This is a genomic window from Stieleria neptunia, from assembly GCF_007754155.1.
GTDB lineage: Bacteria > Planctomycetota > Planctomycetia > Pirellulales > Pirellulaceae > Stieleria > Stieleria neptunia.
Genome location: NZ_CP037423.1, coordinates 7278677 through 7292370, shown reverse-complemented (window position 1 = coordinate 7292370; position 13694 = coordinate 7278677). Strand labels below are relative to the sequence as shown.

The 13694-nt window shown below is 58.5% G+C and carries 8 protein-coding genes; 5 read left to right on the top strand and 3 right to left on the bottom strand.

All coding sequences use genetic code 11. The features are described 5' to 3' along the window. The first annotated feature begins 24 nt into the window (after nucleotides 1-24). Nucleotides 25-2559 (top strand): polysaccharide biosynthesis tyrosine autokinase, encoded by a 2535-nt coding sequence (locus Enr13x_RS25385; protein ID WP_145389600.1) that lies wholly within the window; start codon nucleotides 25-27, stop codon nucleotides 2557-2559. 430 nt (nucleotides 2560-2989) lie between these two features. Beyond that, nucleotides 2990-3430: a universal stress protein gene (locus tag Enr13x_RS25380; protein WP_197455353.1), complete on the top strand. Its 441-nt coding sequence runs from the start codon at nucleotides 2990-2992 to the stop codon at nucleotides 3428-3430. Nucleotides 3431-3616: 186 nt separating this feature from the next. Here Enr13x_RS25380 and Enr13x_RS25375 read toward each other — a convergent pair whose 3' ends face one another. The 3 genes from Enr13x_RS25375 to Enr13x_RS25365 all read right to left on the bottom strand — a co-directional run bounded on the left by Enr13x_RS25375 (nucleotide 3617) and on the right by Enr13x_RS25365 (nucleotide 10036). Then, nucleotides 3617-5467 (bottom strand): Xaa-Pro dipeptidyl-peptidase, encoded by a 1851-nt coding sequence (locus tag Enr13x_RS25375; protein ID WP_197455352.1) that lies wholly within the window; start codon nucleotides 5465-5467, stop codon nucleotides 3617-3619. 752 nt (nucleotides 5468-6219) lie between these two features. Further along, the gene (locus Enr13x_RS25370; RefSeq protein ID WP_145389598.1) at nucleotides 6220-7704 is read right to left on the bottom strand and encodes a DUF1501 domain-containing protein; all 1485 of its coding nucleotides are present in this window, start codon (nucleotides 7702-7704) and stop codon (nucleotides 6220-6222) included. Between the two features lies 1 nt (nucleotide 7705). Next, nucleotides 7706-10036 carry a PSD1 and planctomycete cytochrome C domain-containing protein gene (locus Enr13x_RS25365; protein WP_197455351.1) on the bottom strand — a complete coding sequence of 777 codons (2331 nt, stop codon included), beginning with the start codon at nucleotides 10034-10036 and terminating at the stop codon, nucleotides 7706-7708. A gap of 429 nt (nucleotides 10037-10465) precedes the next feature. Between Enr13x_RS25365 and Enr13x_RS38245 the strand changes: the two genes are divergently transcribed. The 3 genes from Enr13x_RS38245 (at nucleotide 10466) to Enr13x_RS38235 (ending at nucleotide 13554) form a co-directional block, all read left to right on the top strand. Beyond that, nucleotides 10466-10663, top strand: a complete 198-nt coding sequence (locus tag Enr13x_RS38245; protein ID WP_197455350.1) for a hypothetical protein — start codon at nucleotides 10466-10468, stop codon at nucleotides 10661-10663. 1847 nt (nucleotides 10664-12510) lie between these two features. After that, nucleotides 12511-12657 (top strand): hypothetical protein, encoded by a 147-nt coding sequence (locus tag Enr13x_RS38240; RefSeq protein ID WP_197455349.1) that lies wholly within the window; start codon nucleotides 12511-12513, stop codon nucleotides 12655-12657. A gap of 750 nt (nucleotides 12658-13407) precedes the next feature. Further along, nucleotides 13408-13554, top strand: coding sequence for a hypothetical protein (locus Enr13x_RS38235; RefSeq protein WP_197455348.1), 147 nt, complete (start codon nucleotides 13408-13410; stop codon nucleotides 13552-13554). Nucleotides 13555-13694 lie beyond the last annotated feature (140 nt).

Here is a 13694-nt window from a genome sequence, read left to right as displayed (position 1 = left end):
TGCCCCTAGCCTCTGCCACCTTCCATGTTGGAACCCTCGCCTCCGCACGTTCATGCTGACACCTTCCATGCGAGGCAACCCGATGACATTGGACGATTACAAGGTGAACCGATCGGGACGGTCCTGTGGCGTTACAAATGGTTGATCGGGGTGTTGCTACCGATCGGAACGCTGCTGGGGTACTGGGTCAATCGTCAGAAACCGATGACCTATCGTGCGACGACCCGACTGATGTTCAAAAGCGACACGCCCTTGACGCTCGATACGTCCACCGGCATGGTCCGCGGTGGAATCCCCAGCGGCAATCTGATGCAATCGCTGATCAGTTCCGATGCGATCGCCGGTCGCGTCCACTTGAACGAACAACTGCGGTCGATTCCGGCGTTACGGGAGCTGACGAACGACCAGTTCATCGCCTTGGTGCGTCGTGGGATTCGATTTCAAACCATCACGGATTTGAAAGATTCTCGCGACCGTCTGATCGCGGCGGTCCATTTTGACGGCCACGATCCAGAGGTCTGCGTCGCCGCCGTCAACGCAGTCAGCGATGCGATCCGATCGCACTTCCAAGAAGAACGTGAGCTGCGGGTCAATGAGTTTGAGCAATTGGTCAGCCAGGCTCAAGAAAAACTCTTGCCTCAACAGGCCGAATTGGAGGAAGCCTACAAGACGTTTCGTGAAGGCGCTCCGCTGGAATGGGATCCCAACGGTCAGGTCGTCAATCCCCATCGTCAACGCCAGTTTCAACTGCAATCGTTTCGCGATCAACTGGAACAGAAGCAACGTCAGCTCGACTGCGAATTGCGTTTCGCCGAGAGCATGAGGAGTCGCCACAAGAATCCGCTGATGGTCGCGATGATCATCGGTCAACTCAGTGATGTCTTTGAAGACTCGCGGTTGATGCTCAACGGGCGTTCATCCGGCAGTCTGGCAACGGACGATCTGGAGATGCAAAAGATCGAGGTGGAAAAGAAGCTTGTTCCGCTGGTGATCCGGCGGGAACAACTGGAGATGGCGTACGGGCGATCGCACCCCGAAGTCAAATCGATCGTGATGCAGATCGAAAGTTCACAAAGCAAATTAAACGAGTTGATCGCCCAGGTCGACCGACGCCGCAAAGAGCTGAGCGAACAAAGTCAACAGATCGACGAGGCGGACGGATCGACACAAGCCCAGGTGGCGCGTGCCGGTGAAGCCGTCGACGCTTACATTCGCGGATTGAGCGAACGTTTGCGTGTCGCCAACGAAGACCTGAGCGAGGTGGACCGGAAAATCGACACCGAAAAATTGGCCGCCGACGAGCTGAAGAAATACGAAGACACCGACGCCTCGTTCCGCCGACGCATCGCCAGCCTGCAAGGCATGTTGATCCAACTGGAACAGCAACTGGCGGCCCTGGAATTGATCGACATCAACGGCGGGATCCTGGTCGAACCGCTGTTGGCGACCGGTAAAGCGCATCCGACCGGCCCCGACTTAAGAAAAGACGTAGCCGTCTTCACCATGCTGGGACTCGGTCTGAGCGGGCTGTTGGCGCTGCTGCTGGAAGCCGGTGCGAAAACTTTTCGCAGTGCCGAAGCGATTCAACACGAATTGCAGGCTCCCGTGCTGACGCACATTCCCTTTGACGCCGGACGCAGCCACAAACGAAAGCAGATGCCCACCGACTCGATCGCGCGACTGGATCCGAAACTGGCGGTGATTCATCGGCCGCATTCACCGGCGGCCGAAGCGGTGCGTGCCGTCCGGACCGCCATGCTGTTGGACCGCCGACAAACCGACAGCAAGGTGTTCCAGATCACCAGCCCCTTGCCGGGTGACGGAAAAAGCACGCTGGCGGCCAATGTCGGGTGCTCCATCGCTCAGTCGGGAAAACGAACGCTTCTGATCGACTTGGACTTGCGCAGCCCGAGACTTTCGCTGCGTTTTAATCTTGAAACCAAGATTGGCTTGGCGAACGTGCTCAACGGTGAATTGGGTGTCGCCCAGGCGGTCCATCAAACGCCGATCGAGAACCTGGACATCCTGCCGTGCGGTCCGCTGCCGGCCAATCCCGCCGAAGCGCTGACGTTGGCCGAACTGGCCGACGTCTTCCAGTGGGCGCGGGCCAACTACGACTTCATCATCGTCGACACGCCGCCCCTGCTGATGGTCAGCGACCCCACGATCGTGACCACCTATGTCGATGCCGCCATCTTGGTGATGCGGATCCGACGCCGTTGCAAACCGAATGCGAAAGAAGCCGTCGCGATGCTGCGGTGGACCGGATCACGGGTGATGGGCGTGGTCATCAACAAGTTCACCGCGCCCCACTCCACCGCGTCCTACCAGAGCAGTGCCTGCGGAAGCTACCAGTCGATCGGCTACGGATACGGCGACAGATATCGCCGCCGTTATCAGCGCGAAGTCAACGCCCAGGACACCTATGTCGTCACCGGCACCAAGAATCTGGAACGCGTCGATCTCGTCGCGCCGAGCAAGGCCAGCCAGCCGGGGAAACCGCACCTGCACCAAGTCGTGCCCCAGAACTCGTCGCCTGGTCCCCTGCCCAAGAACTAGGACCTGACGCACCACTCGTCCGGAACCGTCCTCATCTGCCCCCCCACGACGGATGAGCATGCGACACGTCATTGACAGCAAGGCTCCAGGTTTGGAGGTCGTGCCGTTTTTTAAGTCACTCTTCTGGACAGGCATTGGAGTCTACGCATCTTGCGTCACCCTCCCTGAAGAGTCTCCTAAAAGGGAGGTCGACTTCAAGTCTTGCGACTTGTGTAGACACCAATGCTTGGGGGAAGAGTGACGAAACTCCTTTCTTTTCGCCTCATCCGCAGAATCTGTCGGTAGAATTCTCTGTACAAGTGAGACCGAGCCGGCGCAGTACTGCGTTTCCAACAAAATCACCGTTTGCAAAACTCGCCGTCCGTTTAGATTGCCACGCGGATGCTCGAGAACGCTTTTGTTTCTACTACCGACTAAGGAGGATGCCATCGTGAGTGATTTGACGCCGATCTCGGAGATCTTGGTCCCCGTTGACTTCAGCGAGTGTTCCCGGCGCGCGTTGCAGTATGCCATGCGGATCGCCGCGGCGAGCAATGCACACATCCACCTCTTGAACGTGATCGATGATCCCACGCTGATCCACCAATCGACCGATCAAAAGTTTCGTGACCGACAGGCCGATAAAATCGAAGAGCAGTTTCTTAACGTGATGAGCCCCGAAGATCGGGCGCGGTTCAGGACGACGACCAGCATTCGCTTCGGGACGGCCTATCACGAAATCGAAACGTACGCCAAAGAACAGGACATCGAATTGATCGTGATGGGTAATTCCGCCCGCTCAAGTCTCTCCGACGCCATCCTGGGCAGCGTTTCCGGGCACACCATCCGTCACGCGGTCTGCCCCGTCATGACGGTCACCCACCACTGCTGACGAGCGATCGGAAAACAAGTGGGATCGGCTTCCAGCCTGTCATCCGGGACGACACCGTGGCCTAAGCATCTAGCTTGCGAGTCCCCTGTGATTCATCAGGCAAGCCGGTGGCTTGCCCCACGATCCAACAGAAACAACACACGCGCCCACTAATTCCTCGCGCGTTGCGACGAACGTTTCCTCCGGTCACAGCGCCTTTTTGAACGCCTTTTTGCCTCCGACCACGGGCAATGAAATGGACGTCGCGTCCAAGTCGATCGTCAATTTCGTTCCGGGAGTCGGGTGCAGCGTGAAGTCTTTGTCGCTGGAAAAGATCATCAATCCGATCTGTTGGCCTTTCGCGATGACTTGATCATCGGGCTGAAGATCAAACGACACCTCGTAAAACGTTCCAGGCACCAACGGTTCGCTTTCCGTCATCGAGCGTCGGTTTTGAGGATCCGCCCAACCCCGCGTGATGATGTTGTCGGTGATCTTGGCGTTCTTGCCGTTGTTCCACGGCAACGAAACCAGCCAGACCGACAGATTGGCGGCGGGTTTACTGCTGGCCAGTTTGATCGTGATGCGGGGTGTTCCGGAGAGATGAATCGGCTCCTTCAGCTCTGGCGTCATGTAGATCAGTCGGTGCTCGGTCCATTCGGCTTGTGCCAACGATGCTCCGTCGAATGAGAAATTGTCGACCAGCGATTCGGTGCCGGCGTCTTCAGCGGCTTGCAGGCTCAGCGATCCCCGTTCGGGTGCACCGCCGGACAAATAAAACGTGACCGGCGAAGCGTCCGGGTTGGGGTAGTCGGAATACGACGTCGGTTTGTCCTGCTTGTCGCCCTCGCGAACGATCCACGCACGCGGGTCCTTTTCGACACCGTTTTCGACGCCGTGCAAATAGCGGGTGAACCAGCGGTTCATCATCTTGATCGGTGGTGGTCCCCCGTGCCCGCCCTGATGAAAGAACGCTTGCGTCGGCACGCCTTTTTTCTTGAGCGCCTCGTAGATTCGAACGCTGTGCTCCGGGACGACATTCCAATCGTTGAAGGCGTGGGCCATCAAGACGGCGGCCTTCAACGGTTCCAGATCGTTCAAGTAATCTCGCCCCGCCCAAAAATCGTTGTAGTCACCGTTGACCCGATCAAAGTGCTTCAGCATCTCTTCATCGCGGACGTTGCAATCACAGTACTCACGTCGCGCTTCATTGCCGCTGTGAATGAAGTCGTACAGGTAGTCGATGTCTTCGCCCAGGTAACCGTACGGGTGACGCACCAGTCCGTTGGAGCGGTAGTAGTGATAGTACGACGTGTTGGGGGCGACCGGGATGATCGCTTCCAATCCATCCACGCCGGTCGTCGCCGCCGCCAGCGGAATCGTGCCGTTGTAGCTCGTCCCCGTCATTCCGACTTTCCCGGTACACCAATCCGCGGTCACTTTTTCGTCTCCATCGGGCGACGTAAATCCATCGGCGCGTCCGCACAGCCAATCGATCACCGCCTTGGGCGCCAGCGACTCGTTGTCCCCCCCGACGGTCGGGCAGCCTTCTGAAAGTCCGGTTCCGGGAGACGACGAATGAACCACGATGTAACCACGCGGGACCCAGTCTTTTTCGTGCCGCTTGGAAATGATCGGACGCATCCCTGTCCGCTCGACGGCGTCAAAGTGCTTGCGTTCCGGGGGCGTCGCGCCGAGTTCCTGTCGTGGGTTCCAAAAGTACTCGTCTCCCTTCGCGCCGGTGCCGGCAAAGTAGGGACTGGAGTTATAAACGACGGGCAACTTCAACCCCTCGCTCTCGGTTTGCCGCGGACGCGTCACGCTGACGTGCATCCGATCCAGTTTGCCATCGCCATCGGAATCAAACTCGGTTTTGACCCACAGATCATGCCGGATCCAATAGTCCGAATCCTCAAACGCTTTGACCACCTGGGCCTCACCGTCCTTGAACACCGGCTTGGCCGGATCGGCGGCGATGCCGACAGATCGACCCGCAAGGAGGAGCGTGAAAATGAAAAGTGTTGAAAGGATCGGACGTGCTAGACGCAACAAAAGCATGATGGATCTCGTGGTGATTCGAACCGGACGGATTGTTCGCTGTGGGTCGTTTTAGCGTATTCAAAAAGACCGTCCAGGTCTGCGACAATCCTGCCTTTGATCAGGAACAAGGGGTGGTCAAAAAATCGTTTGTCAAAAATGAAGTGGGGGGACCAGACGGTCATCAAGGTCTTAGGTTCTTCGTCAGGCTGTTAGCCCCTTGGTGAGGTCTGACGTTTGGCATTAGCCAACGCGCGCCCCATCATTTTACCCCGAATCATTCTGTCATTCCTTTCCTGATCCACACGTCGTGAAAGGACTCGCTGGCTGGAAGGAGAGGCCGGAAAATTTTGGCGGCAAGAAGATCGCCACGCACCACGTCGTAGGCGTAGGTCAGGCTGTGCCTGACACCCCCCTGGCATGCACAGCATGCCCTACTGCAGCGTCTATCGGTAGATGTCATGCGAGAGAGCCATGGACCGTCTGGCAATCGGCTTCCCTGGATCGATCGAACAGACGATCTCCGGTACCACAGCAGTGGATCACACCCACGGATGGCAGCGCGTACCCACGGATCCCAGGCTGCTTTTCATCCGTGGGTTCGCTCTGCCATCTGTGGGTTCATTTAAATCGGGCACTCGGGGCTGTCTTCAGGCTGACGCTTCCAGCGTCGCACTGCAACCCGCCGGTTTGACTCCGCGATCCAATCAGACGGATGACCGGCGCATGACGTTTACCGCTAGACGGTCCACTACGCAGCTCTTCTTCCCCCCTCACGACCTAACAATGTCGTCAATCACGTTGCCGTGGACGTCGGTCAAGCGGAAATAGCGGCCTTGATAGCGGTACGTCAGCTGTTCGTGGTCGATGCCCAACTGGGCCAAGATGGTGGCTTGCAGGTCGTGGACGTGGACGGGTTTTTCAACCACGTTGACGCTGTACTCGTCGGTCTCCCCATACGTCATCCCCCCGCGAATGCCTCCGCCGGCCATCCAGTACGTGAAACAATTCGGGTGGTGATCGCGTCCGTACACCTTGTCCGTCAGCTTGCCTTGGCAGTAAACCGTCCGTCCGAATTCGCCGCCCCAGATCACCAGCGTCTCATCGAGCATGCCGCGTTGCTTGAGGTCACTCAGCAAGGCCGCGGTGGGTTGATCGGTGTCACGACATTGGGAGGGGACTTGTTTGGGGGCGTTGTTATGGGCGTCCCACCCGCGGTGATAGAGCTGGATAAATCGCACGCCGCGTTCGGCCAACCGCCGCGCCAACAAACAGTTGTAGGCGTACTTGCCGACTTGCGTCGCCTGCGGCCCGTACATGTCCAGCACGGATTGCGGTTCATCATTGACGTCGATCAATTCCGGCACGCTCATTTGCATCCGATACGCCAATTCATACTGGGCGATCCGGGTGGCGATCGTTGGGTCGTTGAACTTGTCGGCGCGGTCTTGGTTCAATTTCTCGACCGAATCGAGCATCCGTCGGCGTTGGGTGCGTGTGACGCCGGCGGGATTGTAGAGGTCCAAGATCGGATCGCCCTGACCGCGGAACTTCACGCCTTGAAACCGCCCCGGCAGAAAACCGGCGCCCCACAATCGATCATACAGCGGCTGGCCGGCTTTGGCCGATCCGTTGGACGTCATCGCGACGAACGCCGGCAGGTTCGCGTTTTCGGTGCCCAAACCATAATTCACCCAAGCTCCCATGCTGGGCCGACCGGCGATGACCGATCCGGTTTGAAACAACGTTGCGGCGGGATCGTGGTTGATCGCTTCGGTGTGCATGCTTTTGATCACACAGATCTCATCGACGACCTTGGCCAAGTGCGGCAAGGTCTCGCTGAGCCAAATGCCCGATTGCCCGTGCTGCTGGAACTTGAACGTGCTGGGCGCGACGGGAAACGAAGTCTGGCCCGATGTCATCGTCGTCTTTCGCTCGGCCGGATAGACCGACAGCGGCACTTCTTCGCCGAAACGTTTCGCCAGATCCGGTTTGTAATCGAACAGGTCCATTTGCGACGGCCCGCCCGACTGGAACAGATAGATCACGCGTTTGGCCTTGGGAGCGATCGACGCAAAGGCCGACGCACCTCCCGCCGGCAATCCACTCGCTTCGGCCGCACCGAGCTGATTGCCCCCGCCGAGCAGATAGTCTGCACCCAGCAGGGTCCCCGCCGCGATCGATCCCAGCCCCAACGATCCCCCGGCCAGAAACGCGCGTCGGTTGTGTCGTCTTTTGAACTCTTCCAAAGGATTCATCTCAATTCTCCGCAATGGCCTCGTCGAGGTTCAGGATCGTATTGGCGACCAGCGTCAGCGCGGCCAGTTCGCGACGGTCCAGCCCCGGCGTGTTGGGTGTTTCTCCGACCGACAGCAGACGCTCGGTCGCGTCGGCGTTCTGTTGGAAATCGTCGTGATAGACGTGGAAGTCATCGACCAGGACGGCCAGCTCATCCGCGCGCGGTTGCCGGCTGGTCACCAGCCGGAACGCCAACGCGATTCGCTGGGAAGGTGCCAGTCCATCGGGTTTCATCACCCGCTCGGCCAGATGCCGGGCCGCTTCGACGAAGGTGATGTTGTTCATCATCGTCAACGCTTGCAGCGGCGTGGTCGTTTCGTCGCTGCGGACGATACAGGTTTCGCGTGCGGCGGCGTTGAAGGCCATCATGGTCGGCGGCGGAACCGTGCGTCGCCAGTACGTGTACATGCTGCGTCGATACAGTTTCTCACCCGTGTCCTGTTTGTACTTGGCGTTCGAAATGCTGCTCCAAATCGCCGGCGGCATGTAGGGTTTAACCGAAGGCCCGCCGATCGAATCGTTCAACAGGCTGCTGGCGAAGAGCATCGAATCGCGGATCGCAAACGGCGAGAGACGTTTTCTTGGGGCTCGGGCCAACCAACGATTTTCCGGGTCACGTTCACGCAACGTTTCGGACGCCGACGACTGCTGACGATAGGTGGCACTGGTCACGACCAAACGGTGCATCGCTTTGACGTCCCAGCCTGTGCGGATGAATTCGGTTGCCAACCAATCGAGTAACTTCGGATGACTGGGCAGCTCTCCTTGCACGCCAAAGTTTTCACTCGTCTTGACCAACCCGACGCCAAAATGATGCTGCCACAGACGGTTGATCGTCACGCGTGCGGTCAGCGGGTGATCGGGGTCGACCAGCCAACGGGCGAGGCCCAGGCGATTGCGCGGCCAATCGTCGTTCCACGCCCCCAAGACCGGCGGCGTCGCGGGCTTCAATTTCTCCGACGTGTCCGGGTTGTCGTACTGTCCCCGATCGAGTCGATACGTGTCGCGTGGTTTGTCTAACTCGTGCAACACCATCACGGTGTCTTCGCCGCCCGGTTGCGGACGCGGCACCGAGGTTTGCACCACCTTGATTTTGACGGGCTCGGGGACGACGAACTTCAGCTCATCGTCGGCCAGATCCGGCCAGGACTTCGGCACCTTGATAAACGGTGGGCTGTTGCCGTTGTTGGGGCCGAGCCCGGCTTCATCGATGTTATTGAAGAAGGCGAACAGGCTATAGAAATCTTTCTGCGAGATCGGGTCGTACTTGTGGTCGTGGCAACGCGAACAGGTCATCGTCAGCCCCAGGAACACGGTGCCGGTAGTTTCCACGCGGTCGGCGACGTATTCGACGATCCATTCGTCCGGGATCGAGCCGCCTTCGGAATTGATGCGATGATTGCGGTTGAACCCTGTCGCGACTTGGGTCAAGAAATTTCGATCGGGCAGCAAGTCACCCGCCATTTGCTCGATCACGAATCGATCGAACGGCATGTTGTCGTTCAATGCGTTGATCAACCAATCACGCCACACCGACATGTAGCGCAGACGATCGTTCTGGTAGCCGTCGGTATCGGCAAACCGAGACGCTTCGAGCCAATCGACGGCCATGTGTTCGCCGTAGCGCGGCGATTCGAGCAATCGGTCCACCGCCCGCTCGTACGCGCCGCCGGTTTCGTCATTCAAAAAAGCATCCAGTTCTTCAATCGTGGGCGGCAAACCCGTCAGATCAAAACTGACGCGGCGCAGCAACGTCGCCCGGTCGGCCGGCGGCGATGGTTTGAATCCCTCCGTTTCCAACCGAGCCAAGACGAAACGATCGATCGGATTTCGCGGCCAGTGGGTGTCGTTCACCGCTGGCAGATCAGGGCGAACCGGCGGGATGAAGGCCCAGTGTCGGTCGTCCTCGGGCCAATCCGCTCCCTCGGCCAACCATCGTTTCAGCTTCGCTCGATCACCGCGTCGCAGGCGTCGATTGGAATCCGGCGGCGGCATCCGCACGTCCGGATCGTCGCTCGTCAGCCGCTTGAGCATGTCACCGGAGGACAGCACGCCAGAATCCAGTGCCTCCCGACGATCATCCAGGCGAAACCCGCCCTCGCGGGCATTGGCATCGGGGCCATGGCAGTGATAGCAGGCATCGGACAGGATCGGCCGGATGTCGGCGGCGAAATCGAGCTTGGCGGAAGATTGCGAATCGGCGGCCCGAATGGTTTCGGCAGTCAGGATGAAGCATCCAAGTCCAACCAGCAAGACGGTCGGTGCTACGACTGAAAGTCGGATGGGATTCACGGTCAGAAAAACTCTCGGGATGGGAGTGCAACCGGATCGGTCAGGCGGGGCCTGCTCGGTGGACAAGCGGGGGCGGTAGGCGAGCGAAACGCGGAAAACGCACTTCCCATGATACACCTAAACGAGCGGACACTCATACCGTTTTCGCATCGCTCGGGCTAGCTTCGTGCCGCTTCAAGCGAGTTTATTTGGGTTGGGATTTTGGATTCGCCCTGGCAGCGTCCAGACTGTGCCAACCTTTGCAATGCGTCTGCGAATTCGTTGGTGCGTTTTGCCGGCTTCGATTCCGTTGAATTCTGACGAGCCCCCCCGTGTGGCGCCGGCCGATGGGCATTTCATCATTCTGCCCCGAATCATTCTGCCATCCCTGGCCGGATTCCCACCGACGTAGTCGAACACCGTGCCCGAACAAGCGTTTTGGTCGAGACGATGAAGAAACGCGGCTCCAGCACAAGGTCAATCCGGCCGAGCATCGGCGGTGTCGGAGCGGGCAAGACATCCGTGGTCAAAAAATGGGATGGTCAAAAAATCACTCGCCGACCGGTCCCCTTTTTTGACAACCCATTTGTGGGCCACGACTCCCTCCAAATCATGGCCGCTTCCGTCGCCAAGGCCTGGCGCAGCTGACTCCATCCCGCGAAACCAGAGGCCCAATCTTGACCGCCCCGCCGCCATGCCCTACCATCGGGTGGCGGGAGATATTCCGCGGTCCAACCGAGGACTTTGTCCTATTCACCCCGGTCGGACCAGCAATAATTAATGGTTCGCGCTACTAACCGACGCCTGACTTCCCACGGAAACTGATTCGTGTGATTCGAGCTATTCGTGGACAATCTCGTTTCCGCTGTTTCGAGCATGGTTCGACGCCTGACATCCCGTCCGCGATTGGTGCGCTCAAAGGACGCCCATCTGATTTCATCTGACCTCCGTTTCCTGGGATTCGCATTTGATGTCATCGTTCGATAGGTGCGCGGTCGACTCAGCCGACGAAGACAAACCGACGCCTGTCGATCGAGCACGAGCACCGCGGTGCTGAGTACGAGCACGATCTAAGACAAACCGACGCCTGTCGATTCGAGAAAGAGTGCGAGTACCGCGATGTTGAGTACGAGTACGATACAAGACAATCCGACGCCTGAAGTGCCGACCGCTGATCGGGACACTCGATTTCCCGCGGCGATTCCGATCGAGTACATTGGCCGTCAACGACGATGGCGCGTGCCGTCGTCGTGGCCGGCCGCGCGAACCAGGTGGTGCACCGCAGTCGGCGAGTTGAGTTTGTTCTTGAGATCAGGTCCATCGCGCCGACGCGGTGACCACCGCCGTTCACGCTGCTAACCGACGCCTGACGACAGCGCCCACTTCTGCTTTCGCGTCTTCTCGCGTTCTTTTGTGGCAATTGATTCGCCGTCGTTTGATCGTGACTCGAAGGTCGCCCACCGGATGTCATCGAACCTCCGTTTACTGGGTTTCGCATTTGATGTCACAGTTCGATAGGTGCGCGGTCGACTCGGCCGGCGAAGGCAAACCGACGCCTGTCGATCGAGTACGAGCACGAGTACCGCAATGCTGAGTACGAGTACGATCCAAGACAAACCGACGTCTGAAGTGCCGACCGCAGATTGGGACACTGGATTTCCCACGGCGATTCCGATCGAGTAAATTGGCAAGCAGCGGCGATGGCTCGGGCTATCGCCATGGCCGACCGCGTGAACTAAGTGGTGCACCGCAGTCGGCGAATTGAGTTTGTTTTTGAGTTCAGGTCGATCGCGCCGACGCGGTGACCACCGCCGTTCACGCTCCCAAATCGTACTCGTACTCAGGCGTCAGCCGGTACTCGTACTCCTACTCGACCGGACGGCAAACAAACCGATGCCGGTCGCCCACGCTGCAGAACGTTGTGGCTGAACTCGGCCCACCTGAATTCATCGGACCTCAATTTCCTGGGATTCGCATTTGATGTCATCGTTCGATCGGTGCGCGGTCGACTCGGCCGAAGAAGACAAACCGACGCCTGTTGATTGCAACGCCGACAACCGACGCCTGAAGTGCCGACCACAGATTGGGACGCTCGATTTCCCACGACGATTCCGATCGAGTACATTGGCAAACAGCGGCGATGGCTCGGGCTGTCGTCGTGGCCGGACGCGTGAACTAAGTGGTGCACCGCAGTCGGCGAGTTGAGTTTGTTTTTGAGTTCAGGTCGATCGCGCCGACGCGGTGACCACCGCCGTTCACGCTGGTAACCCACGCCTGACGACAGCGCCCACTTCTTCTTTTGCGTCTTCTCGAGTTCTCTTGTGGCAATTGATTTGCTGTCGTTTGATCGTGACTCGAAGGTCGCCCACCGGATGTCATCGAACCTCCGTTTACTGGGTTTCGCATTTGATGTCACGGTTCGTTAGGTGCGCGGTCGACTCGGCCGGCGAAGGCAAACCGACGCCTGTCGATCGAGTACGAGTACGAGTACCGCAATGCTGAGTACGAGTACGATCCAAGACAAACCGACGTCTGAAGTGCCGACCGCAGATTGGGACACTGGATTTCCCACGGCGATTCCGATCGAGTACATTGACAAAGAGCGGCAATGGCTCGGGCTGTCGTCGTGGCCGGACGCGTGAACTATGTGGTGCACCGCAGTCGGCGAGTAGAGTTTGTTTTTGAGTTTAGGTCCATCGCGCCGACGCGGTGACCACCGCCGTTCACGCTGCTAACCGGCGCCTGACGACAGCGCCCACTTCTTCTTTTGCGTCTTCTCGCGTTCTTTTGCGGCAATTGATTTGCTGTCGTTTGATCGTGACCCGAAGGTCGCCCACCGGATGTCATCGAACTTCCGTTTCCTGGGATTCGCATTTGATGTCATGGTTCGATAGGTGCGCGGTCGACTCGGCTGACGAAGACAAACCGTCGCCTGTCGATGCCAACGCTGACAACCGACGCCTGAAGTGCCGACCGCTGATTGTGAAGCTGAATTTCCCTTCGCGATTCCGATCGAGTACATTGGCAGCGAGCGGCGATGGCACAGGCCGTTGTCGTGGCCGACCGCGTGAACTAAGTGGTGCACCGCAGTCGGCGAGTTGAGTTTGTTTTTCAGATCAGGTCATTCGCGCCGACGCGGTGACCACCGCCGTTCACGCTGGTAACCCACGCCTGACGACAGCGGCCACTTCTTCTTTTGCGTCTTCTCGCGTTCTTTTGTGGCAATTGATTTGCTGTCGTTTGATCGTGACTCGAAGGTCGCCCACCGGATGTCATCGAACCTCCGTTTCCTGGGTTTCGCATTTGATGTCACGGTTCGATAGGTGCGCGGTCGACTCGGCCGGCGAAGGCAAACCGACGCCTGTCGATTGAGTACGAGCACGAGTACCGCAATGCTGAGTACGAGTACGATCCAAGACAAGCCGACGCCTGAAGTGCCGACCGCAGATTGGGACACTGGATTTCCCACGGCGATTCCGATCGAGTACATTGGCAAACAGCGGCAATGGCTCGGGCTGTCGTCGTGGCCGGACGCGTGAACTATGTGGTGCACCGCAGTCGGCGAGTTGAGTTTGTTTTTGAGTTTAGGTCCATCGCGCCGACGCGGTGACCACCGCCGTTCGTGGCGGTAGACGTGGCTGCGATGGTCCAGCGCCTGTCGTCCATGCTGCTGATTGGT

Excerpts from the sequence above, each read along its gene's own strand:
- Enr13x_RS25385 (WP_145389600.1), top strand. The coding sequence starts at position 25 with ATGTTGGAACCCTCGCCTCCGCACGTTCATGCTGACACCTTCCATGCG.
- Enr13x_RS25375 (WP_197455352.1), bottom strand. The coding sequence starts at position 5,467 with ATGCTTTTGTTGCGTCTAGCACGTCCGATCCTTTCAACACTTTTCATT.
- Enr13x_RS25370 (WP_145389598.1), bottom strand. The coding sequence starts at position 7,704 with ATGAATCCTTTGGAAGAGTTCAAAAGACGACACAACCGACGCGCGTTT.
- Enr13x_RS38245 (WP_197455350.1), top strand. The coding sequence starts at position 10,466 with ATGAAGAAACGCGGCTCCAGCACAAGGTCAATCCGGCCGAGCATCGGC.
- Enr13x_RS38240 (WP_197455349.1), top strand. The coding sequence starts at position 12,511 with ATGCTGAGTACGAGTACGATCCAAGACAAACCGACGTCTGAAGTGCCG.
- Enr13x_RS38235 (WP_197455348.1), top strand. The coding sequence starts at position 13,408 with ATGCTGAGTACGAGTACGATCCAAGACAAGCCGACGCCTGAAGTGCCG.